This is a genomic window from Billgrantia sp. Q4P2, from assembly GCF_052806135.1.
The window spans coordinates 110,408-135,570 of record NZ_JBRBAI010000002.1 but is presented as its reverse complement, the minus strand read 5'-3'; the positions used below and the strand labels follow the sequence as shown (position 1 = coordinate 135,570).

The 25,163-nt window shown below is 59.6% G+C and carries 22 protein-coding genes; 9 read left to right on the top strand and 13 right to left on the bottom strand.

Annotated features, from left to right (window positions below; all coding sequences use genetic code 11):
• Positions 1 to 32: 32 nt before the first annotated feature.
• The 11 genes from fliP to fliF form a co-directional block, all read right to left on the bottom strand.
• Positions 33 to 812, bottom strand: coding sequence for a flagellar type III secretion system pore protein FliP (fliP, locus tag ACUY1T_RS03435; RefSeq protein ID WP_446020333.1), 780 nt, complete (start codon positions 810 to 812; stop codon positions 33 to 35).
• Positions 809 to 1,246, bottom strand: coding sequence for a flagellar biosynthetic protein FliO (fliO, locus tag ACUY1T_RS03430; protein WP_446020332.1), 438 nt, complete (start codon positions 1,244 to 1,246; stop codon positions 809 to 811). Before fliO ends, fliP begins: the two co-directional genes overlap by 4 nt.
• The gene (gene fliN, locus ACUY1T_RS03425) at positions 1,243 to 1,821 is read right to left on the bottom strand and encodes a flagellar motor switch protein FliN (RefSeq protein ID WP_446020331.1); all 579 of its coding nucleotides are present in this window, start codon (positions 1,819 to 1,821) and stop codon (positions 1,243 to 1,245) included. The genes fliO and fliN overlap by 4 nt, the downstream gene beginning before the upstream one ends.
• A complete protein-coding gene (gene fliM, locus ACUY1T_RS03420; RefSeq protein WP_446020330.1) occupies positions 1,814 to 2,860 on the bottom strand; it encodes a flagellar motor switch protein FliM in 1,047 nt (348 codons plus the stop codon). The genes fliN and fliM overlap by 8 nt, the downstream gene beginning before the upstream one ends.
• Positions 2,861 to 2,878: 18 nt before the next feature.
• The gene (gene fliL, locus ACUY1T_RS03415) at positions 2,879 to 3,355 is read right to left on the bottom strand and encodes a flagellar basal body-associated protein FliL (protein ID WP_446020329.1); all 477 of its coding nucleotides are present in this window, start codon (positions 3,353 to 3,355) and stop codon (positions 2,879 to 2,881) included.
• Between the two features lie 104 nt (positions 3,356 to 3,459).
• The gene (locus tag ACUY1T_RS03410; RefSeq protein WP_446020328.1) at positions 3,460 to 4,749 is read right to left on the bottom strand and encodes a flagellar hook-length control protein FliK; all 1,290 of its coding nucleotides are present in this window, start codon (positions 4,747 to 4,749) and stop codon (positions 3,460 to 3,462) included.
• Between the two features lie 18 nt (positions 4,750 to 4,767).
• Positions 4,768 to 5,223, bottom strand: coding sequence for a flagellar export protein FliJ (gene fliJ, locus ACUY1T_RS03405; RefSeq protein ID WP_446020327.1), 456 nt, complete (start codon positions 5,221 to 5,223; stop codon positions 4,768 to 4,770).
• Positions 5,220 to 6,620 carry a flagellar protein export ATPase FliI gene (gene fliI / locus ACUY1T_RS03400; RefSeq protein ID WP_446020326.1) on the bottom strand — a complete coding sequence of 467 codons (1,401 nt, stop codon included), beginning with the start codon at positions 6,618 to 6,620 and terminating at the stop codon, positions 5,220 to 5,222. Before fliI ends, fliJ begins: the two co-directional genes overlap by 4 nt.
• 15 nt (positions 6,621 to 6,635) lie before the next feature.
• Positions 6,636 to 7,385, bottom strand: coding sequence for a flagellar assembly protein FliH (locus ACUY1T_RS03395; RefSeq protein ID WP_446020325.1), 750 nt, complete (start codon positions 7,383 to 7,385; stop codon positions 6,636 to 6,638).
• Positions 7,378 to 8,382, bottom strand: a complete 1,005-nt coding sequence (gene fliG, locus ACUY1T_RS03390; protein ID WP_446020324.1) for a flagellar motor switch protein FliG — start codon at positions 8,380 to 8,382, stop codon at positions 7,378 to 7,380. The genes ACUY1T_RS03395 and fliG overlap by 8 nt, the downstream gene beginning before the upstream one ends.
• Positions 8,379 to 10,115 (bottom strand): flagellar basal-body MS-ring/collar protein FliF, encoded by a 1,737-nt coding sequence (fliF, locus tag ACUY1T_RS03385; protein ID WP_446020323.1) that lies wholly within the window; start codon positions 10,113 to 10,115, stop codon positions 8,379 to 8,381. Before fliF ends, fliG begins: the two co-directional genes overlap by 4 nt.
• 308 nt (positions 10,116 to 10,423) lie before the next feature.
• Here fliF and fliE point away from each other — a divergent pair, with 308 nt between their 5' ends.
• Complete coding sequence (gene fliE / locus ACUY1T_RS03380; RefSeq protein WP_446020322.1) at positions 10,424 to 10,753, top strand: flagellar hook-basal body complex protein FliE; 330 nt, start codon at positions 10,424 to 10,426, stop codon at positions 10,751 to 10,753.
• A 3-nt stretch (positions 10,754 to 10,756) separates the two neighbouring features.
• Here fliE and ACUY1T_RS03375 read toward each other — a convergent pair whose 3' ends face one another.
• Positions 10,757 to 11,122, bottom strand: a complete 366-nt coding sequence (locus tag ACUY1T_RS03375) for a flagellar protein FlaG (protein WP_446020321.1) — start codon at positions 11,120 to 11,122, stop codon at positions 10,757 to 10,759.
• 307 nt (positions 11,123 to 11,429) lie between these two features.
• Between ACUY1T_RS03375 and ACUY1T_RS03370 the strand changes: the two genes are divergently transcribed.
• From ACUY1T_RS03370 to ACUY1T_RS03335, 8 genes are all read left to right on the top strand, one after another.
• Positions 11,430 to 13,952, top strand: a complete 2,523-nt coding sequence (locus ACUY1T_RS03370) for an EAL domain-containing protein (RefSeq protein ID WP_446020320.1) — start codon at positions 11,430 to 11,432, stop codon at positions 13,950 to 13,952.
• 165 nt (positions 13,953 to 14,117) lie between these two features.
• Complete coding sequence (locus tag ACUY1T_RS03365; RefSeq protein WP_446020319.1) at positions 14,118 to 15,131, top strand: OmpA family protein; 1,014 nt, start codon at positions 14,118 to 14,120, stop codon at positions 15,129 to 15,131.
• Between the two features lie 63 nt (positions 15,132 to 15,194).
• Complete coding sequence (locus ACUY1T_RS03360) at positions 15,195 to 15,491, top strand: type II toxin-antitoxin system HigB family toxin (protein ID WP_446020318.1); 297 nt, start codon at positions 15,195 to 15,197, stop codon at positions 15,489 to 15,491.
• A complete protein-coding gene (locus ACUY1T_RS03355) occupies positions 15,488 to 15,850 on the top strand; it encodes a helix-turn-helix domain-containing protein (RefSeq protein WP_446020317.1) in 363 nt (120 codons plus the stop codon). Before ACUY1T_RS03360 ends, ACUY1T_RS03355 begins: the two co-directional genes overlap by 4 nt.
• 144 nt (positions 15,851 to 15,994) lie before the next feature.
• A complete protein-coding gene (fliD, locus tag ACUY1T_RS03350; RefSeq protein ID WP_446020316.1) occupies positions 15,995 to 17,428 on the top strand; it encodes a flagellar filament capping protein FliD in 1,434 nt (477 codons plus the stop codon).
• Positions 17,429 to 17,583: 155 nt separating this feature from the next.
• Positions 17,584 to 18,966, top strand: a complete 1,383-nt coding sequence (fliD, locus tag ACUY1T_RS03345) for a flagellar filament capping protein FliD (RefSeq protein ID WP_446020315.1) — start codon at positions 17,584 to 17,586, stop codon at positions 18,964 to 18,966.
• A 294-nt stretch (positions 18,967 to 19,260) separates the two neighbouring features.
• Positions 19,261 to 20,190, top strand: coding sequence for a flagellin N-terminal helical domain-containing protein (locus ACUY1T_RS03340; RefSeq protein WP_446020314.1), 930 nt, complete (start codon positions 19,261 to 19,263; stop codon positions 20,188 to 20,190).
• Between the two features lie 117 nt (positions 20,191 to 20,307).
• Positions 20,308 to 24,876 (top strand): FkbM family methyltransferase, encoded by a 4,569-nt coding sequence (locus ACUY1T_RS03335; protein WP_446020313.1) that lies wholly within the window; start codon positions 20,308 to 20,310, stop codon positions 24,874 to 24,876.
• 18 nt (positions 24,877 to 24,894) lie between these two features.
• On the opposite strand, the gene ACUY1T_RS03330 is transcribed toward ACUY1T_RS03335, so the two are convergent.
• Positions 24,895 to 25,056 (bottom strand): integrase core domain-containing protein, encoded by a 162-nt coding sequence (locus ACUY1T_RS03330; protein ID WP_446020736.1) that lies wholly within the window; start codon positions 25,054 to 25,056, stop codon positions 24,895 to 24,897.
• Positions 25,057 to 25,163 lie beyond the last annotated feature (107 nt).

Here is a 25,163-nt window from a genome sequence, read left to right as displayed (position 1 = left end):
CGCCGAGCATGGCTCGGCCTATGAACGTCGGCCTAGATGAAGAAGCTTTCCGACAGTGAGCCGATGATCAGTTGCCAGCCATCCACCAGCACGAACAGCATCAGCTTGAACGGCAGCGAGATCGTCGCCGGCGGTACCATCATCATGCCCAGCGACATCAGCGTACTGGCGACCACCAGGTCGATGATCAGGAACGGAATGAAGATGGTGAAGCCGATCTGGAACGCCGTCTTCAGTTCACTGGTGACGAAGGCCGGCACCAGGATCCGCAGCGGCACGTCCTCAGGGCCTTGCATGGGGCCAACCTCGGCCAGGCGCGCAAAGAGCGCCAGGTCGGGCTCACGGGTCTGGGCCAGCATGAACTCGCGGAACGGTTCCTGGGCCAGCAGCAGGAACTCGTCGAAATTGATCTCTTCGGCGGTCAGCGGTACCCAGGCGGTTTCGTAGACCATGCCGATGACCGGAGACATCACGAAGAAGGTCAGGAACAGCGCCAGGCCCAGCAGCACCTGATTGGGCGGCGTAGCCTGAGTGCCGATGGCGGTGCGCAGCAGGCTGAGCACGATGATGATGCGAGTGAAGCTGGTCATCATCAGCAGCGCTGCCGGCAGGAAGGCCAGTGAACTCAGCAGCAGCAGCGTTTGTAACTGGATCGACCACTGCTGGCCGCCGTTGTCCAGCGGCTGGCTGACGATGCCGGGAATTTGCTGGGCATGGACACCCAGCGGCAACAGGGCTAGTACCACTGCGGCAAGCAGGGCGAGCTGACGCAACGGGAAAGAAGGGCGAATCGGGAGAGAAGGGCGAATCATGAATCTCCCCGCCCGGGACCGCCCAGGCCGGCGTTCTGCTTTAACGCCCGCGCGAAGCGAGCGGCGAAGCGCTCACCTTCGTGTGGCGAATGCGATGCCTCCTCGACTGGCCGAACAGGGGCCGCCAGTTCGTGCAGCTTGTTGACCTGGCCGCCGCCAACGCCGAGCACCAGCCAGGTACCCTCGACCTCGACGATCACCACCCGCTCGCGGCTGCCGAGAGCGGCACTGCCAATCACCTGCAGATGGCCACCGGCCGCGCGTTTCTGAAGGCCCCAGCGACGTAGCAGAGCGGTGCAGACCAGAATGATGGCGATGACCAGCGCCAAGGCGGCAGCTGTCTTGCCGAGGGTGGCCATGCCCACCAGGGCATCGCCACCTACGGCAAGGGACTCGAGCCCTGCGGAAGCTGCGGGAGAGAGGGTGTTGCTCATCGGTTGAGTTTCTGCACCCGCTCGGAAGGGGTGATGATCTCGGTGATACGGATACCGTACTTGTCGTCGACCACGACGACTTCACCCTGGGCGATCAGGTAGCCATTGATCAGGATGTCCATCGGCTCGCCGGCCAGGCCGTCGAGTTCGACGACGGAGCCCTGGGCCAATTCCAGCAGCTGCTTGATGGTCAACTTGGTACGGCCCAGTTCCACGGTCAGCTTGACCGGGATGTCCATGATCATTTCGAGGTCGCGGGCAGTACCGCCTTCCTTGCCCTTGTCGAGTGGGCGGAACACGCGGTCGCCGGCAGACTGGGGGGCAGAGGCAGGTGCACTGGCTGCCGCCGGCGTCTCGTCGGCTGCGGCTTCGACCGCTTCCTGCTCGGCCAAGGCTTCCGCCCAGGGGTCGTCATCACCCCCGGCGCTGGTGGCGGCCTCGGCCGCTTCCTGCTCGGCCATGGCTTCCGCCCAGGGGTCGTCGTCGGCCGCGGGCTCGTTCTCGGACTGCTCGGACATGGCGGAGGCCCAATCGTCGTCGGAAACGTTCTGATCGGGTTTCTTGGGATCAGTCATGCTTGGATTCCTTGGCTTGAGGCGCTGCGCCCTTGATGAAGGCGTCCTTTGACACCGGGTTCTGTGCACCATGGTCGATGATGCGTATGACACGCAGCGCGCGCTGCTCGTGCTGGCTACCGTAGTCGCACTCCATCACCGGTACGCCGTCGACGCTGGCGGTGACCGTCTCGGGTAGCTCGAGAGGGAGGACGTCCCCCACCTTGAGTGCCATGACATGGGCAATACGGGTGGGAACAGTGGCAAAATTGGCGATCAGTTCCACCTCGGAGCGACGCAGTTCTCCGGCCATGCGCTTGCTCCAGGAGCCATCCTGGTCGTGGTGGCCATCGCTGAGCGGGTTGGCCAGCAGGTCGCGCAGGGGCTCGACCATCGAATAGGGAATGCAGATCTGGAAGCTGCTGGAGAGATTGCCGACCTCGATGTTGAAGTTCGTGTTCACCACGATCTCGTTGGGCGAGTTGGTGATGTTGGCGAACTTCGACTGCATTTCCGAGCGCAAGTAGTTGATCTGTAGCGGATAGACCGACTTCCACGACTCCTCGTAGGCGTCGATGGCCAGGTTCAACAGGCGCTGAATGATACGCTGCTCGGTGTTGGTGAACTCACGTCCTTCCGATTTGGTCAGGAAGCGTCCGTCGCCGCCGAACAGGTTGTCCACCACCATGAAGACCAGGTTGGGTGGGAACACGATCAGTGCCGACCCACGCAGCGGCTTCATGCCGATGATATTGATGTTGGTCGGTACCGGCACGTTGCGTGAGAACTCGCTGTAGCTCAAGTAGCGTACCGAGTCCACGGTGATGTCGGCGCTGCGGCGCAGCAGGTTGAACAGCCCCATGCGGAAGTGCCGCGCGAAGCGTTCGTTGATGATATCCAGCGCCTGCAGGCGCTCGCGGATGACGCGGTGCTGGGTCGCCGGGTCATAGGGGCGTACACGAGAGATGCCGTCGCTTCGCGCATCGGGCTCGTCGTCGCCGCTGACGCCCTTGAGTAGGGCGTCGATCTCATCCTGTGACAGCAGATCGTCTTGGGACATGGTGGCCAGGGCACCCGTTTATTGCACGATGAACTCAGTGAACAGCACGTCCTGGATCTCGAGGGACGGCTGTGGCGCGGTCAGCGGCTCCGAGAGCACGGCGACGACTTCGTCGCTCAGGCGGCGCTTGCCGTCCGGCGTGGTCAACTCGGTTGCCTGCTTGCCGGAGAACAGCATCAGCAACCGGCTCCGGACCTGTGGCATGTGCTCGTTGAGAATCTCGCGAGTCTCGTCGTTGCCGACTTTCAGCGAAATGCCGGTGTAGAGCAGGCGCGAGCCAAAATTGTCGTCGGCGAGATTGACCGTGAACGGATCGATCTTGACGAAGATTGGCGCTTGTCTCTGGATCTGCTGAGTCTGGAGCCTGCTCTCACCATCACTGCCGCGGTCAGTCATGACCATGTAGATGGCCGCTCCGGCCGCTGCAGTGGAGAGCAGTACCAGCAGTATCATCAGCCACAGGAGCTTGGAGGAGCCACCCGTCGATTTCGCCATTGCCTTGCCTATTGAGTCAGCTGTTGGAGAGCATTATGTCCAAGTCGCGCAGCCCCCGATGACAGGAACAAGCCGCGCGAAAGGGTCTATCTTGGCTTTTTGTCTCAGGCGTAGAGATTCACGCGGCCATCCAGAGAGAGCGCGGCGGTGGAGGGCTCCGTGCCCGTTTCATCGGCTCCAGACAGGGCCAGGTCGTCTTCGGCTCCCGGCTGTGCTCCCTGGCCACGCTGACCGTCATGGCCCGCGAATGCCTGGGTATCCTGCCGGTGCTGTTCGCCCACGGAAGTTTCGCCCAGGCTGATGCCCTGCTCGGCAAGTGCCTCGCGAAGCTGGGGGATGGCCTGCTCGAGTACCTGGCGTACCTGGGCATGGGCTGACAGGAACTGTGCCTGAGCGCCCTGTTCGGTCATCTTCAGGGTCACGGAAAGCGGGCCAAGCTCGGCCGGGTTCAAGCGCATCTCGACCTGCCGTTCACCGCCCTGGCGGGCGAACTGCACCAGTTGCTGGCCCAACTGACTGGGCCAGGCCGGGCTCTGCACCGGGGCGGCAAGGCTGGTCTGGGCGAACGGAGTGGTCTGAGCCGGTGCGTTGGCCAGTGCTGCCGTGCTGGCGGAAGGCGGTGCCAGCGGTGCGGATTCCGGCACGAAGCCGCCACGCGATGCATCGGCTGCTACCGAACGCAGCTCTAAACCGCCGGGCTGGGCAGCCGCAACCTTGGCGAAGGCGCTCGTGAAGTCGGCTGGCCGTGACGAAGTACCGGAGCTGCTATCGGCTTCCGGGGCGGCAGCGGTGCCGGCCGTTGCCAGCTGCGCCGTCAGCGGGGTGCCAGAGACCAGCGAAGCCGGCGTGGCTGGCAGGTCCGAGCGAGTGGCGCGCTCTTCTCCCAGGACGTTCATCCCGGGATTGGCAACGTTCGGGCGCTGGGCCTCTGCCGCAACGGCCGTCACCAGGGCGGCGGCCTGGGGCTGCTCGGCAAGCTCGGGCGCTTTATCGTCAGCCGCTATTGAAAGTTCGTGAATGGGGAGTGGCGGCACGTCGGTGTCGATGGGCTCCTGGTGGCTGCCTTCGATCAGGGCGAGCCGTGCCATGATCTCACTCAGCTGTGCATCGGGTTGAGGCAGCTGCGTATCGAGTTGGGCAAGCGCCGCCTCGTCGCCAAGCGGCTGCGCCGGGCGGGCATTCAACGCCTGAAGCAGCGCTTGCGGGGCTGCCAGGGTCTGCGGGAGGCCCTGTCCCGGCATGGCATCGAGCGGGATGGGCAGTGTGCTGTCACCGGCCTGGAGGGGGTGGGCCGCCTGGCTCAGGGCCAAGGCAAAGTGGCCCTGGCCGGCGCCGGATTCCGGCTTGCCGGAGAGCTGTGTCGGCAGGGCGGACAATATCATCTGGATATTCATGGTTACTCCTCTACCGAATCACGACGTGTGCCCGGCGCGTTGGCGCAATAGCCGCCCGGCAGACATCTCGTCACTGATGCGTTGTTCGCGGCGTGTCTCCTGACGCTGCCGCTCGATGTCCCGGCGCGATATCAAGGTATCGAAGGCCGAGAGCTTCTTCTGTTCCTGTTGCCACTGCTGCTGGCTCTGTTGGACCCGCTGTTGCTGTGCATCGAGCGCCTGCCTGGCCCGCTGCAGGGCGGCGTCCAGCGAGGCCAGAAAATGCTGGTAGTTGTGCATGCTGGCTGGGTCGATGCCTTCGCGCATGGCCTGTTGCAGGCGCTCGGCATACTCGAGCCGATAACGGTTGAGCGATTCCAGCTGGGAAGCCACCTGACGTTCGCTTTGACGCTCGCCTGCCAGCAGTTGGCCGGCCTGATCGCGCGCATCGCGTGCCAGATCACTCAGCATGGCGAGTTGTGACGATGCACTCATTGTCTGACTCCTAGTGTCTCGGCCAGAACGTGTCGGGAAGCCTCGATCGAGGCATTTTCATTCATGCCCTGCTGGAGGAAGTGCTCCAGCTGGGGGTAGCGCTGCACGGCTTCGTCCAGTTGAGGATCGTGCCCGGGGCTGTAGGCGCCCACGCTGATCAGGTCGCGGTTGCGCTGGTAGCGTGAGAAGAGCCGCTTGAATGCCTGGGTCATGGCCAACTGCTGGTCGTCGATGATGTGGGTCATCACGCGGCTGATCGAGGCCTCGATGTCGATGGCCGGGTAGTGGCCGGCTTCGGCCAGTGCCCGTGACAGCACGATGTGGCCATCGAGAATGGCGCGTGCCGAATCGGCAATGGGGTCCTGCTGGTCGTCGCCTTCGGTGAGTACCGTATAGAAGGCGGTGATCGAACCACGGCCGCGTTCGGCATTGCCGGCACGCTCCACCAGGCTGGGTATCTTGGCGAATACCGAAGGCGGATAGCCCTTGGTCGCCGGAGGCTCGCCGATGGCCAGGGCGATCTCGCGCTGGGCCATGGCGTAGCGGGTCAGAGAGTCCATGATCAGCAGCACGTTCTTGCCCTGGTCGCGATAGCCTTCCGCCAGTCGCGTGGCATAGGCGGCGCCCTGCAGCCGCTGTAGCGGCGAGGTGTCGGCCGGTGCCGCCACGACGACGGCGCGGCGGCGGCCCTCCGGCCCCAGGATGTTGTCGATGAAGTCCTGCACCTCACGGCCGCGCTCGCCGATCAGGCCCACCACGATGACATCGGCTCCGGTGTAGCGGGCCATCATGCCGAGCAGAACCGACTTGCCCACACCTGAGCCGGCAAACAGCCCCATGCGCTGCCCGCGACCGACGCTGAGCAGGGCATTGATGGCGCGAATGCCAACGTCGATCTGCTCATTGATCGGGGCGCGGCTCAGCGGGTTGAGCGGCGGGGTGGAGAGCTGCGCGCGCGGGGCGTTGTCCAGCGGACCCAGGCCATCGAGAGGTTCGCCGTTGCCGTCGACCACTCGCCCCAGCAGCGTTTCGCCGAGGGGGAATCGGCGGGCGGCATGATCCGGGCCATCGCCCAGCGGGTATACCCTGGCGCCAGGCATCAGGCCGGAAATTTCCGTGAGCGGCATCAGCAGCAGACGTTCGCCATTGAAACCGACCACTTCGGCTTCGGCAAAGTGCGGCGGTTCGTTGCTGCCGGGGGAGAGCAGTTCGATGCGGCAGGCATTGCCCAGTGCCACGCGCAGGCCGATGGCCTCGATCACCATGCCGGTGGCGCGCAGCACACGGCCGCTGGTGCGATAGCCGGGTACCGTCTCCACGCGCTCACGCACATGCCGCAGCGCTTGCTGCCAGCGTGTCCGGTGCACATTGGATGTCGATACCGCCGCTTCGGTCATGTCTGCGTCTCGCTGTTAATCGTCGCTGCCATCATCGGCGGGAGTCGCCGAGTGCCGCCTTCTGACCTGTGACTTCACTGCCTGCCAGCGTGTCTCCCAGGTGGCATCCAGTTCGCCGTTGGCGCTCGTCACGCGACAACCGCCGCGGGTCAACTGGGCATCGGGTTGCAGCTTCCAGCCAGCGGCCGCCAGCTCGCTGCCCAGGTGCTCCTCGACCAGCTTGTGATCCTGAGGGTTCAGCCACAGGCGCTGCTGGCCGACCAACGGTGGCTCGGTGTGCAGCAACGCCTTGACCAGCTCCAGCACCTGGCGCGGCCTGGCCTTGAGCGCTTCACCAGCCAACTGGCGTCCCGTCGCAAGGGCCAGCTCCACCATTTCCGTGGCGATTTCTTCGTCGAGCTGTTCCAGCGCACTGGCAAACTGCTCGGCCAGCGGCCTGAGGGGGGCAACGGTGTCACGTACCTGCTGCTTCAGCTCGTGCAGGGCTTCCTCGCGGCCCTCCTTCAAGCCTATGGCATGGCCCTCGCTGCGTCCCGCCTCGAAGCCGGCCTGGTAGCCCTCTTCGCGCGCCTCTTGCATCACCTTTTCACGCAGCGCCTTCAGCTCTGCCTGGCGCTGGAAGGCGGCACGGCGCCTTGCCTGCTCGGCGGGGTCCAGTTCCTGAGCTGGAGGTCTCTCTTCCGCACGCTCGGCATGCAGCTCGTCCATTTGCCAGCGCTGCCAGGGCGCATGCCGCTCGGAAGAAGAGGACGCCCGCTCAGACATAGGTGTCGTCCCCGCCGCTCAGCACGATCTCGCCGGAATCCGCCAGGCGGCGTACCACCTGGAGGATGGATTTCTGCTCGGCTTCCACCTGGGAGACGCGGATCGGCCCGCGGGCTTCCATGTCCTCGCGCAACAGGTCGGCGGCACGCCGCGACATGTTGCGCAGGAACTTCTCCATGAGCCCCTCGGGCGCGCCCTTGAGTGCCACCACCAGCGAGTTGGTGTCGATCTCCTTGAGCACCATCTGGATGCTGCGGTCGTCCAGGTCCATGAGATTCTCGAATAGGAACATCTCGTCGATGATCTTCTGGGCCAGGTCTTCGCTGTGGGCGCGCACCGTTTCGATGGCGGTCTCTTCCAGGGAAGAATTCATCAGGTTGAGAATTTCGGCTGCGGTTCTCACGCCGCCCATCTTGCTGCGCTTGAGGTTCTGGCCGTCGAGCATGCCGGAGAGCACCTCGGTGAGCTCTTGCAGGGCGGCCGGCTGAACGCCGCTGAAAGTGGCGATACGCAGTACCACGTCGTTGCGCAGCTTGTCGTCGAACAGCTCCAGCACATCGGCGGCCTGATGACGCTCCAGGTGGACCAGGATGGTGGCGATGATCTGCGGATGCTCGTCGCGGATCAGCTCGGCCACCATGGAGGCTTCCATCAGGTTCAGCGAATCGATACCGCTGCTCGAGCCGGTGGACTCCAGGATGTCCTCGATCAGGCTGGTGGCGCGTTCGCTGCCCAGGGCCTTGGTCAATACCGAGCGAATATGATCGCTGGAGTTGAGGTTCAGCGCGATGAACTCTTCGGTCTCGCGGTGGAACTCCAGCATGACCTGCTGCATGTCCTCATGAGAGACCTGATCCATCTCCGCCATCTCCATGCTGAGCTGCTGGATCTCCTTGGGCCCGAGGTACTTGAACACCTCCGCGGCACTGTCCTCGTCGAGGGCCAGCATCAGGATGGCACTGCGGCGCACACCGTTCATGGGCTTGGCACTGCTCATTCTTTATTCATCCAACTGCGTACGATCATGGCGATCATGCGTGGATCCTCCTGGGCGAGTTCGCGCAGTTCGGCAAGATGGTCCTCATAGGCCGAGGAGCGGCGCTTGCGCTTCGGCTTCTGGTACGGGCGCAGTTCGTCGTCTTCGTCACCAGCCGCTTGCAGCTCGCCTTCGTTGGCTTCCGACTCGTCACCCACGCGGACCTGCAAGCCGGTACCGGGTGCCGTGGCCAGCACGGGCTGCGCGGTGTGGCGTTTGATCAGCGGGCGCAGGATCAGCAGGTAACCAAGCAGGATGCCCAGCGCCACCAGCAGGTAGCGGCCGAGGGTCAGCGCCAGCGCATGAACCTCAGGCGATTGCCACCATTCGTGTTCCTCGAACTCTTCCACGTCGCGGGTGAACGGGCTATTGACCACCTCGATCGCATCGCCGCGAGCCTGGGAGAAGCCGATGGCCTGGCGCACCAGACGTTCGATCTGGGCGATCTCGGCTTCGCTGAGCGCAACGCGGCGCCATTCGCCTTCTTCGTCGCGCTCTTCGCGATAGTCCACCACCACGGCGGCGGTAAGGCGTGTCACCTGGCCCTGGCGATGCTGGATGTGAGAAACGCTGCGATCGACTTCGAAGTTGACGACGTCGTCCTGGCGCAGATTGTTCAGTGCCTGCAGGCCTTGCTGGGCCTCCTCGGTCAGCTCGCCGTCCTCATCGGTGGGCAGTTCGATAGGGGAGGGGGCCACGCCCGGCGGCGTGTTGCTCAGTGCACCGGGAATGCCCAGCGCCACGTCATCGCCGCCGTTATAGGAGAGGCTTGACTGGCGGCTGCGTACCGCGGCTTCGTTGGGTGGCTGGTTGGGGCCAAAGCGTTCGTTGGTTTCCTCGCGGCGCGAGAAATCGATTTGCGCCGCGACCTGGGCGCTGATGCTCTCGCGACCGAGTATTGGCGCCAGAATGTTCTCGATTCGCTGCTGGAAGGAGCGCTCGACCTCGGCGATGTAGTCGAGCTGGGTCGCGTCGAGTCCGCGGGCCTGGCTGTTGGGCATCGACAGCATGCGGCCGTTCTGATCGACCACGGTGACGTTCTCGGCGGTGAGTTCCGGCACGCTGCTCGATACCATGTGAATGATGGCGCTGACCTGGCCATCGCCGATGACCCGGCCTGGCTCCAGGGTCACGATGACCGAAGCTTTGGCAGGCTCGCGGTCGCGCACGAACACGGAAGAGCGGGCCATGGCCAGATGGACACGCGCGCGCGAGACCGGCCCGAGCGATTCGATGGAGCGCGACAGCTCGCCTTCGAGGCCGCGCTGGAAGTTGACCTGCTCGGCGAACTGGCTGACACCGAAGGCTTGGTTGTCCATCAGCTCGAAGCCGACATTGCCACCGCGCGGCAGGCCTTGCTCGGCCAGTTGCAGGCGCAGCCCATGCACGGCATCGCCCGGCACCAGCAGTGCGGTGCCGCCCTCGCTGAAGCGATAGGGCACGCCACGGCTCTCCAGCTCGCTGATGATGCGTCCGCCGTCGGCTTCGGTGAGGTTGCTGTAGAGGACGCGGTACTCGGGCTCACGGGCCCACATCAGCAGGGCAACCACGATCGCGATCATCGCCGCACCGCCGATCAGGACGGCGATCAGCGGATTCCCGCGTAGTTGCTGCTGAAGACGCTCCAGCAGCGCAGCGGAAGACGCGCTGCCCGGGGAGTCCTGACGCTCTTGCGTCGTGGCGCCGTTGCTCATGCGTCCCCCCGAAGGAGAGCGCTGCCGGCTGCTAGGAAAGTGTTGCTGGAAGATGGCATCGACTGCATCCGTTCACCGCGTTCTGGTTGCCCCATGGGGCGCAACTGTGATGAACGCTATTATGCGAGCCGCTATCCAGTCCAAAGGCGGGAAAAGCCCCTTTTTTACCTGCCATTTGGCAGTTTGGTTAATCTTCGTAAGCTGTTAGCCTTGCTCTACATTCGCCAGGGGCCGGTTTTGGCAGCCTTTGACGGTAGAAAACGAACGTTTCTTGATGAATGTTTCTTGACGAATGAGGGGCGCGGATCATGAGTTCACCTGCCATCCAATCGGCGCTGGCACAGATGCAGACCCTGGCGACTCAGGCCGGCGGGCAGGCTGGCAAGGGGCAGTTGGTTTCCACCCAGGTGGGGCAAGGCGGCTTTGCCGGCGAATTGCAGGCCTCGATCCAGCGCATCAATCGCCTGCAGCAGGCATCTGCCGCCAAATCCATGGCGTTCCAGGCCGGCGACCCTAACGTCGAACTCAACGACGTCATGGTCGACATGCAGAAGTCCAGCGTGGCCTTCCAGATGGGCCTGCAGGTCCGCAACCGCCTGGTAAGCGCCTATAAGGACGTCATGAACATGCAAGTGTGAGCATCACACCTTCAGGCTGATCAAGTTCCCCTGTAGTTCCTCCAGCCGCTCGGCAATGGCCAGCACTTCCTCGGCGGGGATCTGGCGCAGTACGTCGCCCGATTCACGGTCCACGATTCGGGTAATGACCCGTGACGTGTCGTTGAGCTCGAACTCTATGCCGTACTGTCGAAGTACTTCGTTGATGCGTTGAATCGGCTCCACCAGGTCGGCTTGGCTGGGCGACTGGCCGTGGCTCGTGGCCTGCGCCAGCATGGTGCCGGCGGAAGGCAGCGTGGCGAGTACGGTTTCCTTGCGCTGACGCGGGGTCAGGTCATGCAGTGCCGAGGCGCTCAAGGCGTTGGTGGCATCGGTCAGTGGCGAAGACATATCGTGTTTTCCTTGTTTATGCCCTTTGCTGAAGCGATATCAGCATCCTCCCCAAAGGCCGCCTGACGGACAGCCCCTCCCACAGACACTATCGGCAAGCTCGGCGACAACTTTAGTGTTCTGTGCAGATTTTTGCGGCGGGCAAAAGGTCGCACCGTTGGCCATTTTTTTCATTCGTTGATGCAAACTGAAGCCAACTAGATAAAATGCAGTTACGGATTGGCTACATTCCGAATGTTCCGATCTTGACCAGGCAGGGATTCTGAACAGGGGCAGGGAAGCACGCGGGTCAAGCCAGCGAGGCGCCATGAGCCAAGAGCTACCTATCGAACGCATCATGCAGACCGGGCTTCTGACCTGCGAACCCGAGACGCCGCTGTGGATGGCCGCCGAGCGCATGGCGGCACGCCAGTGCAGCTCGATCATCGTGGTCAAGGCGGGGCAGCCCTTGGGGATCTGGACCGAGCACGATGCGCTGGCGGTCAATTTCGCCGATCCCGATGCCGTTCGCATACCTATTTCCCAGGTCATGAGCCAGCCGGTTGCGAGCCTGCATTGTGAAACGCCGATCAGTGAAGCGGCGCTGCGTTTCAATGCCGAGCGGCGCCGGCACTTCCTCGTGGTGGATGACGGCGGGGCTTCGGTGGGCATCCTGTCGCAGACCGACGTCGCCCTGAATCAGGGGCTCGAGCCCTATCTGCGGCTGCGCGAGGTTCAGGCAGCCATGCGGCAGCGGGTGCTGGTGCTGGAAGGCGGGCAGCGCCTGGCTCAGGCCGCGCGCTCCATGCGGCTTTCGGAATGCGATGCCGTGGTGGTCAAATGTGTAGATGGCGAGCTGGGCATTCTCACCGAGCGCGACCTGGTGCGGTTCGTAGCGCGCCACCCCGGCAACACGCCCATCGAGGGGCTCGCCAGTCATCCCTTGCTGACGGTGCACCAGGATGACACCTTGATTGCCGCGCGGGATCTACTGGTGAATCATCGCGTACGCCACCTGGCGGTGCTGGACGAGGCCGACGAGGTAGTGGGGCTGCTGGGCTTCCGCGACATGTTGGCGGGTGCGGAACACCTCTACATGCAGGATTTGCGCAATGCGTTGGAGCAGCGCGACCGCGCGCTCGCCCAGTCGCGGGAGAATTTGCAACTGGCCGAACGCGTGATCGATTCCTCGCTGGAAGGCATCATCATCACCGACCCCAGCAATCGTATCGAATTCGTCAACCGCGCCTTTACTCACATGACCGGCTACACCGCTGAGGAGGTCATCGGCAAGACCCCGGCGATCATTGCTTCGGGGCGCCACGATGCCGCTTTCTACCGTCAGATGTGGGACGCCCTGCAGCGCAGCGGCTACTGGCGCGGCGAGATCTGGAACCGGCGCAAGAGCGGCGAGCTCTACCTGGAGCTGCTGACGATCACGGCGATTACCGACGACAGCGGTGCGGCCACCCATTACGCCGCATTGTTCAGCGACATCACGCACCTGCGCGACAACGAAGAGCGCATTCGCAAGCTGGCCTACTACGATGCCCTCACCGGGCTGCCCAATCGCCGCCTGCTGGAAGACCGCCTGGATCTGGCGATACGTCATGCCCATCGCAACCAGAGCCGGCTGGCGGTGATCTTCGTCGACCTGGACCACTTCAAGGAGGTCAACGATGCCCTGGGCCATGCCTTTGGCGACGAGCTGCTGGTGATGATGGCCGAGAGGTTGCAGCTGCGCTTGCGTGAAGACGACACCCTCGCCCGTCTCGGGGGCGATGAATTCCTCGTGCTGCTTCCCGATCTGGAAGAGGTGGACGAAGTGGCCCGGGTCGCCCGGCGCCTGGTGGAAGCCGTCAACGAGCCATGCATAATCGAAGGCCAGGAGTTTCGTCTTGGCTGTAGCCTCGGCATCAGCCTCTACCCCGACGATGCATCGACGGCCGAATCGCTGGTGCATAATGCCGATGTTGCGATGTACCGGGCCAAGCAGGAAGGGCGCAACGGCTACCGCCTCTACCGCAACGAAATGAACCTGCAGGACGACCGGCAACGTGCGCTGGAAACCGCGCTGTGCGAAGCCCTCGCTACCGGCGAAGGCCTGCAGCTGCACTACCAGCCGGTTTTCGAGCGTGATGGAGGCACGCTACATGGCGCCGAAGCGCTGCTGCGCTGGCACCACCCACTGCTGGGCAACGTGCCGCCGGACAGCATCGTCACCGTGGCCGAGCGCGCGGGGCTGCTGCCGCAGCTGGATGAGTACGTTCTCGAGCAGATCTGCACGCAACTGGCCGCCTGGAGTGCCATAGGGGCAGGCCCGATTCCCATCAGCATCAACCTGTCGGCGCGCCAGTTCTGGCAGCACGACCTGCCCGTACGGGTAGCGACCAAGATCAAGGAACACAGGCTGCAACCGGGCCTGCTGGGCTTCGAGATCGCTGAGCGTACCCTGCTGGACAAGCCCCACCAGGCAGCCGTCGTACTCAAGCGCCTGCGGCGCCTTGGCGGCGAGGTCGCCATCAACGACTTCGGCACGGGCTATGCCTCGTTCGGCTACCTGCAGGAACTGCCAATCAGCATGCTCAAGATCGACCGGCGTTTCGTGCAGCGCCTGGACAACGGCCAGCGGGGCAGTGCGGCAATCGTAGCCGCGGTGGCCGGGCTGGCCCGCGAAATGGAATTGTGCCTTGCCGCCGTCGGGGTCGAGACCGAAGCTCAGCGTGAAATCCTGGCCCGGCATGGTGTCGAGCTGATCCAAGGCCACCTCGTCGGCCAGCCGGTACCGGCCGACCTCTTCGCCAGCCGCTATCTGCTCTCCCGAAGTGATGTGACGCCGCAAGACGCCTGAACGCTGTCGCCTGGCAGCTGGCAGCTGGCACCTGGCACCTGGCACTTGGTGAAGAGGAACCGGCTTCGGCGGGCGCTTTTCGCGGTTTCACTGGTGGCCGTGACCCGTTAGTCTACACCCCTCTCTTCATTTGCCATCTCATGCCCCGGATCAACTACCGTTTCGATGAGCTCCCTGCACGCCAGTAGCGGCGATCATCGTGGCCCCATGCGCCATGAGTCGCTGATGCCGACCCATCACGATCACGATCAGGATAACGCCTGGATGATCGGCTATCTGGACATCATGACCCTGCTGGTAGCGCTGATGGTGCTCATCATCACGCTTTCCAGCTTCGGGCGCTCCGATGACGAGGCGGCACCGCTCACCGCGCTCGTACCTTTCGCGATACCGCTGCCCAGTGAAATGGCCAATGCTTTGCCCGTGCCGGCCGAGTCCCGTTCGGTACCTGGCCGGTTGAGCCAGGCGGCCGTTTCGGCAGCCCTGGGGGTGGCTGGGTTACCGCGGCGCGTCGCTCCCTCGCCGATATCGAGTGAAATAGTCGCCTTTGTGGCGCCACCCACGCCACTGGCCCTGCTCGAGCGGCGCATACCGCCGCCCTTGGCACTGCCGCAGCCGCTAGTGCAGGCGAACGGTGAAATGCCGCTACCCGCCGCAGATTTCATGCTGGTGCTGACGGACCGACCGCCGGCCGGGGTTCGTCAACTCGATCTGGATGCCGTGGAGGGTTCGCTGGCGCTGCAACAGGCGCTGGGCGAGCGGCTGGATGACGCCCCCTACCTGGCCGACCTCGAGGGCGTGGAAGTCTCGCGGGTGGCCGAAGGCATCAAGCTGCGAGTGGAAGATCAGTGGCTATTCCCGACCGCCGCTGCCGAACTGACCGAGGATGGTGAAGCGCTCGTACAGCGTTTGGTGGAGGTGATCCAGCGCCACGCGGGGGAAGTCGCCGTGGAAGGGCATACCGACAGCCGTCCGATCCAGACCAGTGAATTTCCCTCCAACTGGGTGCTCTCGAGCGCCAGGGCGATCGCCATCGTTCACGCACTGGAGCGGGCAGGCGTCGACTCGCAGCGCCTGCGTGCGGTGGGCCTGGCCGACTCCCGCCCCTTGGCGAGCAACGACACGGGGGAGGGGCGGGCGCAGAATCGCCGCGTCGAGGTGATCATCCACGCGCGCTGAAGGGAGGCAGTGTTTGACTCCCAAAAGGGGGGAAGTTATGCTTCTCCCAAAATGGGAGGTTGGATGAGAGTCATCGCCAAGCGAACACTGCGAGAGTTCTGGGAAGAAGGGCATGGCGATGCCGAGACGCCTCTCACCGAGTGGTACAACATGATGTTGAAGGCTTCTTGGGCGACACCTCAGGCACTGAAGACCGACATTCGTACGGCCAGTATCCTCAAGGGAGGCCGAGTCGTCTTCAACATCGGCGGCAACAAGTACCGGATCATCGTGGCGATACGATACAGGCAGCAGATTGCCTGGATACGCTTCGTTGGTACCCATGCCCAGTATGACCTGGTGGATGCGGAGACGATATGAACATACAGCCAATTCACTCCGATGCGGATCTCGAACGTGCTTTCGCTCGCCTGGAAGCGCTATGGAGTGCAGCAGATGGCACGCCAGAGGCGGACGAGCTGGAAGTGCTCTCGATCCTGATCGAGAAATACGAGGATGAACATTATTCCATTGGCCCATCAGATCCCATCGAGGCGATTAAATTTCGAATGGAGCAGCAGGGGCTCACGCAGCGTGACCTTGAGGCCTACATCGGCTCGAGCGGTCGGGTATCCGAGGTGCTCAATCGCAAGCGCAAGCTCAGCCTCCGCATGATCAAAAGGCTTCATGATGGCTTGAACATACCCTATGAGAGTCTCATGAGTGAGTCCGCTGCCTGATCAACGCCACTTTGGACAGCCGCATGGATGGTAGCGCCTTTCGCCCTCAAGCTGGCTTTTTTGGCTTGAAGCCTAAAGTTATTCGCTTGGCTGCCGAGGTAATGTGTATTAGGAAGTAAATGCACCGACACAAGGCAGTTCCCCATGGCCAGCATCTCATCCCTCGGTATCGGCTCAGGGCTCGATCTCAACGGTTTGCTCGATCAGCTCAACGCCGCCGAGCGCGGCAAGCTTCAGCCCATCGAGCAGCAGATCGAGACGCAACAGGTCAAGATATCCGCCTACGGCGAACTGAAAGGGGGGCTCTCGTCCTTTCAAGCCGCCGCCGAGGTGCTCAACGATGCATCGCTTTACCAGAGCCTTTCTTCCTCCGTCAGTGGCGAAGCCGTAACGGCTGCGGCGGGTAGCGAAGCCGCGCTGGGACAATACGCCATCACGGTAGAGAACCTTGCAACCGCTGGCACCATGGCGTCGGGGCGCCTGGAGGAGGTCGAAAGCCTGGACCAGGCGCTCACCGACAGCGAGCAGACCCTAACGCTGAGCTTCGCCAATGTGGACGAAGGCACGGGGGCCGAGGTGCCGGTTGCCATCGCCGCAGGCAGTTCACTGGAAGATATCCGCGATGCCATTAATGCCCACGAAGACGCCGGAGTCACGGCCTCGATCGTCAACGATGGCGCGGGCTACCGGCTGGCGCTGATGTCCGCTGAAACGGGAACGGAGGCCACCGTTACCGGCCTTGCTTTCGGCGACGCAGACGGCAATGAATACGCCGACCCCAACAGCTTTTTCACCGGCGACGTAGCGTTCAGCACCGCAACCGGGGCCGAGGAGATCGTTGAGGATGGCGCAGATGCCAGCCTCAAGGTAAATGGCATTACCATCACCAGCTCCACCAATCAGGTGGAGGAAGCCATTCAGGGCGTAACGTTGAACCTGACCGGTGAGGGCAGCAGTACGGTGACGGTGGAACAGGATACCCATGCCGTACGCGAGGCGATCACCGGTTTCGTCGAGGCCTTCAATGCGTTGAAGGGTACCATCGGCGAGTTGACCGCTTTCGATGGTGATAGCGAAACCGCAGGCGACCTGATGGGCGACAGCGCGGTGCGCAGCATCGAAGGGCGTATGCGTGGCGTGCTGGCAGGCGGTGTGGCGGCGGAAGAGGGCGGCTTCGCCATGCTCAGCGATATCGGCATCTCGCTCCAGCTCGACGGCACGCTGGAGATCGACACGCAGCGCCTGGATGAAGTGATTGCCAGCGATCAGGATGCCCTGAGCGCCTTCTTTGCCGGCAACGATGTTCAGGGCGGCTTCGCTGGGCAGATCAGCGAGACCGTAACCCAGCTGAGTAGCAACAACGGCGCCCTGGGCGGAGCCGTCAATGGTGCCGAGAGCCGTATCGAGAGCCTCAACGACCGCCATGCACGCATGGAACAGAGCATTGACGCCACCATCGCCCGCTACCGGACCCAGTTCGGCCAGCTCGACAATATGCTGTCCCAAATGAATCAGGTAGGCGCCTACCTGACCCAGCAGCTAAGCATCCTGAACGCTCAATCGGGAAGTGGACTCTGATTCACGGTCCTCAGCAGGCAAGAGGTGAGTGGGGCAGTAGGCAGGACAGGGTAACGATAGCGGTGCAAAAATAAATCGTGTGGGGCTAAAGTTGCTGGAAAACCAGCCGATACAGTATGAATATCGACCATTGACGCTCATGGAGGGCGACACCCATGGCAAGCATCACCTCGCTCGGCGTAGGCTCTGGTTTGGACCTTACGGGTCTGCTGAATCAATTGCGTGCTGCAGAACGTCAGAAGCTGCAGCCCATTACGCAGCAAAAGAACCAGGAGCAGGCGAAAATCTCTGCCTATGGGCGTCTCAAGTCAGGGTTGAGCGAGCTGCAAGATGCGATTGGCAAGCTGAATAGCAGCTCGCTGTACGAAGGCTTGAAGGCCAGCGTGAAGGGTGGAGAGGGCATGACCGCCACCACCAGCGCGGAAGCCAGCCCGGGGAGCTACAAGGTAGTCATCAACAATACGGCACAGGCCGGCAGCCTGGCCAGCACCGGAATCACCGATCGCGACATGCCCGTGATCGCAGCCGATGCCACCGATCCGAAGCTCACGGTGACCTTCGGCGACAGCAGCACCAAGGAGATTGACCTGACGCAAGGCGCGAGCCTGGAAGAGATCCGCGATGCCGTCAACGCCGATGCCGAAGCGGGCGTGAACGCCTCGATCGTCTTCGATGGCACGAACCATCGCCTGGTGCTCTCCTCGCGCGAAACCGGCGCCGATGCCGGCATTACCAATATGGCATTCTCAGGGCTGGCAACTGGTGTCACGCTGGGTGAGGATCAAGGCACCCTGCAGGACGGACTGGACGCCAGCCTGACGATCAACGGCATCGATATCACCAGCTCTACCAATACGGTGAAAGACGCGATTCAGGGCGTCACACTGGAGCTGGATCCTGGCCTGGAGAACGAAACACTCAGCTTGGTCGTTGCGAAAGACAATGAAGCGATCCGTGAGGCCATACAGAGTTTTGTAGATACCTTCAACAAACTGAAATCTACCCTGGGGCGTATGACACAGGTCACTGGTGATGCTGCTACGGCTGGCGAATTGGTAGGTGACCGGACGATACGAACCATCGAAACCCGCCTTAGTCGTAATCTGACGGACATCGTCAGTGGTGGAGACCTGACCCGGATGTCTCAGGTCGGGATATCGCTCAAGGCAGACGGCCGGTTGGAACTGGATTCAACCAAGCTCGCCAATGTCATCGCTGACAACCCTCAGGCCCTCGCCGATTTCTTTGCCGGTGCCGATGAAAAATCCGGCATGGCGGGGCGATTGGCGGGTACGCTTGAACTGGCTCTTGATAGCAAGGATGGAATGGTCCAGCGAGCCCTCAGCGGCTCCGAGGAGCGAGTGAAAGGGCTGGAGGAGCGCTTCGAACGTATGGAGCAAAGCATAGAGCGTACGATGGAGCGCTATCGCAAGCAATTCGGACAGCTGGATAACATGATGGCAAGGATGAACTCGGTAGGTTCTTACCTGACGCAACAGCTCGACATGCTCAATGCTCAAATGATTCGCCGAAAGTGATCGGCTTTCCACGCCTGCTTGGTTCTGGAGCCTCGGCAATTTGCCGGGGCTTCTTGCTTTGTGGTTAGTGCTCGCTTTTTTTGGCTACTAACTAACAGTAGTAGCCATGCAATAGCCATGAATTCATGGCTGCTGTTTAGATACGCTCCCGCCGCAAAAATTTTTTTCTTCTGGCCCTAAAGTCCTGCCCGAGGCGGCCGTTATATAGGGTAACGGCCAACGGCGCCGTTGTGGAGGCCCCACCTAGCGGTCGGGCAGCCAATGGAGCCCTCAATTGATAGGAAGGTAATCACCATGTCTGTGATCAATACCAACATCACTGCCCTGATCGGTCAGAACAACCTGAAGAATTCGCAGGCTTCACTGCAGCAGGCTCAAGAGCGCCTGTCTTCAGGGCTGCGCATCAACGGCGCGAAGGACGATGCTGCCGGCCAGGCCATCGCCAACCGCATGACCAGCACCATCACCGGTCTGAACCAGGCCGCGCGTAACGCCAACGACGGTATCTCCCTGGCGCAGACTGCCGAAGGCGCTCTGGACCAGATCAACGACAACCTGCAGCGCATCCGCGAACTGACCGTTCAGGCCCAGAACGGCACCAACTCCGCTCAGGACATCGATTCCATCCAGGAAGAAGTCAACGAGCGCCTGAAAGAGATCGACCGCGTTACCCAGCAGACGGAATTCAACGGCCGTTCGCTGTTTGCTACTGGTACGACCGGCACTGCATTCGCCATTCAGGTCGGCTCCAAGGATGATGAGTTCATCTCTATCGAGGTCGGCGGCGCCGAGGCGGATGGCACCGCAACCGATAGCGGTGGCTGGAATATGTATACATCTACAGGTACTGCGGCAGCCGAGAGCGTTGGGGGTGTGGCACGTACCATCAGCACCTTCGGCTTCGATGTGATGGAAGGTTATGATGACAGCGATCCGTCCGCTCTGGATGGACGTACCGCGCTGGCTATCCTGGACGACAAGATTGCCGCGGTCGACAAGGAGCGCAGCAACCTCGGTGCCATGCAGAACCGCTTCGAGACGGCACTGGACAACATCGAAACCACCTCGACCAACCTGCAAGCCGCCCGTTCGCGGATTCAGGATGCCGATTACGCCGTCGAGGTTTCCAACCTGACCCGGGCTCAAATCCTGGAGCAGGCCGGTACCTCCATCCTGGCCCAGGCGAACCAGAGCCCGCAGAGCGTTCTGTCGCTGCTTGGCTAAGCTGGACCACAGCAAAAGCAAGAAACCCGGGCATTTGCCCGGGTTTTTTGCGTTATGGGGCGAGCGGCTTCGCTGTAGAGTAGGTACCATGCCAAATGCTGCCACTCAAGGTTCGACATGTCCAAGAAACATCCAAGGAAAAGCCTGAAACAAAAGAAAGGCCCAAAAGCCAAGTATCAGTCCCAAGGCTACGGGAATCTTGGGGTGCCTCAAGCTGACGTCAGGCATTTCATGTCGCTTTATGAAAGCAGGCAACTTTCCGAAGCTCAGAATATCGCTCAAGGCCTTGTGGCGCGTTACCCAGAAAGCGCTTTTGCCTGGAAGGCTTTGGGTACCAGCCTGCTTGAAGATAGAAAGCCGATGGAGGCATTGCCTTGCCTGGAGAGGGCCTGTGAGCTGGATGGTAACGATGGCTTGGCGCTGACAAGCCTGGCTGCCGCTTATTACCGCCTGGGAGAGTTTCAGAAAGCTGTCACTTACCAAGAAAGGGCGGTTGATTTAAAGCCAGACTATGCAATGGCGCAGTACAACCTCGCCGAAATGCTTCAGTCAGCCGGCAATATGATGAAGGCCTTGAAACATGCTGAGAAAGCGAAAGAGCTGGGCTTCGATGCTTTCAAGTGCTGGGTGTTGATCGGGGCGCTGAAATACCAGACAAAGTATTTCAGTGAAGCGCTTGAAATCTACCATTGTCTGGAAGAAAGCTTTCCGCCGAGTGACGCTGTACTGAATAACTTGGGGAATTTATATAAAGATATTGGCGACTATCAGAAGGCAGAGAGCTACTATAGCCGTGCGCTTGAAGTCAATCCTGATTATGTCATGGCATATTCCAATATTTTCTATGCCAAGCATTATAATCCGAAGGCTACGCAAGAGGAAATCATAACATTTGCCAAGCGCTGGGACGATAGGTTTGCGTTGCCCCCCATGCCTCCCGTTGCAAGAGAGCTTGCGAGAGGCAAGGTGTTGCGAGTAGGGCTGATTTCTTCTGGGTTTCGGACCCACCCCGTTGGGCAAATGATAACCACTGCGCTTGAAAACAGCCAGACCGATATCCAGTTCTATGGCTATACCACTAACGATCAAGTCGATCAGGTTACCGAACGGCTGCGTGCGGCCTGCTCGGAATGGCGGCCAATCCGTCATCTATCTCAAACGAAGCTCGCGCAACTGATACGTGACGACCAAATAGATATCTTGATCGATCTTTCCGGCCATGGGGATGGTAGTTGCCTGCAAGCCATTTCCATGCGTCCAGCGCCGATAAATGTCAAATGGGTAGGCGGGTTGGTCAATACCATGGCTGTGGAAAGTATTGATTACCTGCTTTCGGACAGTATTGAAACCCCAGAGGGGGTGGACGACCAGTATACGGAAAAGCTGATTCGGTTGCCAGACGACTATATCTGCTATACGCCGTGCCCCTATGCTCCGCCAACCACGTCACCGCCTGCTCTCAAGAATGGCTATATTACCTTGGGCTGCTTGAACAATCCGGCCAAGATTAGCGCAGAACTGCTGGCTGAATGGGCTAAGCTGATGCATGAGTTGCCTCAAAGCCGTATTCTGCTGCGTGGCGCTCAGTACGAAAGCGAAAGCTTTTGTCAAAAGATTCACGGAATTTTTACAGGCTTTGGTATTGACGCGACTCGCGTCATACTGGAAGGTCCTACCAAGCATGAAGAATTTTTAAAGACTTACCAACGTATCGACATTGCGTTGGATACTTGGCCCTATTCCGGTGGGTTGACGACCTGTGAAGCCCTCCTTATGGGAGTGCCGGTAGTGACTCTTCCAGGGCCTACCTTTGCAGGGCGGCATAGTGCAACACACCTTACCAATGCTGGGCTGCAAGAACTGGTAGTGAACAACTGGGATGAGTACCGCCAGCGTGTGCTCGAACTCGCCAAAGACATGCCCAACCTGGCGGTAATCCGCGCAGGCCTGCGCACCATTCTGCATTACTCACCGGTGTGCGACGCCCCGCGATTTGCCAACCACTTCAATAAGGCCCTGCGCGCCATCTGGGTACGCTACTGTGAGGGTAAATCGCCGGAAGCGCTGACCTTCAATAAGGAAGGCGAGCTCTGGTTTGAGGACGACAAGCAGCCGCTCGAACTTCCTGAAGCATGCAGCGAGGAGGAAGCTGAGAGCAAAGCCTTTGAATGGCAGCTCGACGAGCCCATCACCATCATCGACAACGCTGCCGTACTACCACGTCACCCGGACTACCCCAAGTGGATGGCCAGCGGCCACTTGGCTGTGATCAGCTTCGACCCCGCCAGCCTGCTCAATAAGCGTGTGGAGGAACTCAAGGGATATGGTGAGCTGCATCATTACCCGCACGCGCTACTGGGCGACGGCCAGCCAGCGACGCTCTATGCAACGCTAGATGCAGAGAAAGGCTCCACGCTCAAGCCGTTACCGGAAGAGCAGCAGCCTGAATACATGCGTGACAAGCTCAAGGTATTGGCGGAATTACCTATCAATACTGTCGCGCTTGACCAGATCGAAGGCTTGCCCAGCGTGGACATGTTGGTGCTTGATGACCTTCACGATGCTATGAAAGTATTAGAAAATGGCCTGGAAACGCTTAAAAAAACATTACTGATCCAGGTGAAGGTTCTATTTCAGCCAACACATGAACGGCAGTGCAATGTTGATGAAATTGGCAGTTGGATGTCGCTGCACGGTTTTCGTTTCAGTGGATATGTGGATTTGTCGAATTGTAGAGATTTTTCGGCTTGTGATGCCTCGCCACCATATCAAGCAGCTGAGAGAGAGAGTTGTGGTGCGTTGTTCATGCCTAGTCAAGAGCGTATGACTAAGCTAAGCAGAGAACAACGGGTTAAGCTGACCTTTATACTGCGCACAGTATATGCTATGGATGATTTCCCCCACGATTTGCTAAACAAAAAATATATTGACTCCTGTCACTCAGGGGGGGGGGTAAACATACATGATGAATCTCTTGCTGCTGGCGAAAACCAAGAAATTGGAAAACCGGAATTTTTTGAGCGGAACGAGGTCAATCAAAAAATAGATGCGTTAGCACCCGTGGGAACAGGGTGCGACGAAAACTATAAGAGTGTTGATCAAAGGGGAATGGAGAAAAAATGTTATCAATGGCATATAAATGACAAGATATTTGTGGCTGATATTGGCGCTAACCCCATTGATGGTACTCCTCCCTATTCACAGCTATTGAGAAAAGGGGCTTTGCAGCTTTTTGGATTCGAGCCACAAAGAGAGGCACTTGCGAAACTTAATCAACTGAAGGGAGAAGCTGAGACTTACTTTCCGCATGCGGTGGGGGATGGTGGAGAGGCAACGCTTTATTTATGCAAGGCGCCTGGCATGACGTCTACCTTGAAGCCAAATAAAAAAGTGCTTGATCTTTTTCAAGGCTACCCTATTTGGGGGAAAGTTGAAAAAACAGTAAGCGTACCTACGGTACGCCTGGATGATATCGATGAAGTCGTCAAAATTGACTGGCTGAAGATTGATATTCAAGGCGGAGAGTTGACTGTTTTTCAAAATGCGGAAGAAAAGTTAAAAGATGCGTTGGTGATTCAGACTGAAGTAAATTTTATCTCACTTTATGAAAATCAGCCTCTTTTCAGCGATATTGATGAATGGATGCGAGAGCGTGGTTTTATGCTTCATGCTCTATTGGAACAACGGAAGCGCCTCTATGCTCCTATGGTACTCCGAAAACAAATACACCAAGGCATTAACCAGCTAACTACCGCTGACGCTATATATGTAAGAGATGTGAATTTTCTTGACGAGTTGACAGAAGAGCAGAAGAAGAAAATGGCGCTGATTTTGCACTCGGCGTACGGAAGCTATGATCTTGCTCTTCGTATTTTATCGTCATGCGAGAGTGTTGATGAAAATGAATATATAAAAAAAATAAAAAATGATTTTTCTGTAATTTTAAATAATGACGTTTCGTTAAATAATAAGCTAAGTTCAATTAACCAGCTTGTTTTCGTTGCTGGTTGTGGCCATACGGGAACAACTCTTATGGCTAGTATTCTTGGTGCTCATTCTAATATCTTTTCTATTCCTAGAGAAACAAATTGGTTTTTGTCAGATGATGGGAAATTCCATGAGGAGTATCGGAAAGAAGTTTTAAAAGCTGTTTCTGAAGATAAGACGATTTTGTGCGAGAAAACCCCAAGGCATTTGCATAAAATGTCTTCCATAAGAGAAAAATTTCCTTCAGCAAAATTTATAATTATGACTAGAGATGTCAAGGATGTGGTTTTTTCGATAAAGAATCGCACGGGGGATTTTCGATCAGCTTTAAATAGGTGGGTGGGCGATAATAAGGTTGTTTTGGAGGAGCTGAAAAATAAAAATGTCCTGCTTGTGCGTTATGAAGATCTGGTTGTGAATCCTAAAGAAATGGTAAAGAATATTTGTGATTTTCTCGGAGTCTCATTTGAGTCAGGTATGCTTGAATTTTATAAGAATAATACTGCTTGGTTTGGGTTGGCTGATCCAAGTGAAACGGATGGTAAAGGAGAGAAAAGTCACCTGGAGCGTCGTGCTTGGCAAATGACACAACCGATACATGATAGAAGAGGTATTTGGAAAGGAGGTTTGTCTAATGAAGAAATTTCAGTTATTAACAGCGAGACATGCACTATAATGAGTAAATTGGGTTATAATTAAAGTGGCCTACACCCTGGTTTAGGTCCGACTCCAATGTGAGAATCCACCTCTGCATGCACACTGTTGAGCATAGGCCACGAGTGGTAAATCGCCCAGCGAGCTGTAAGGTCTGACATGGTTGTAGTGGGTTCTCCATTGACTGATTTCGTATCGTGCATCGGCCAGGCATCGGCCAGGCATCGGCCAGGCATCGGCCAGGCATCGGCCAGGCATCGGCCAGGCATCGGCCAGGCATCGGCCAGGCATCGGCCAGGCATCGGCCAGGCATCGGCCAGGCATCGGCCAGG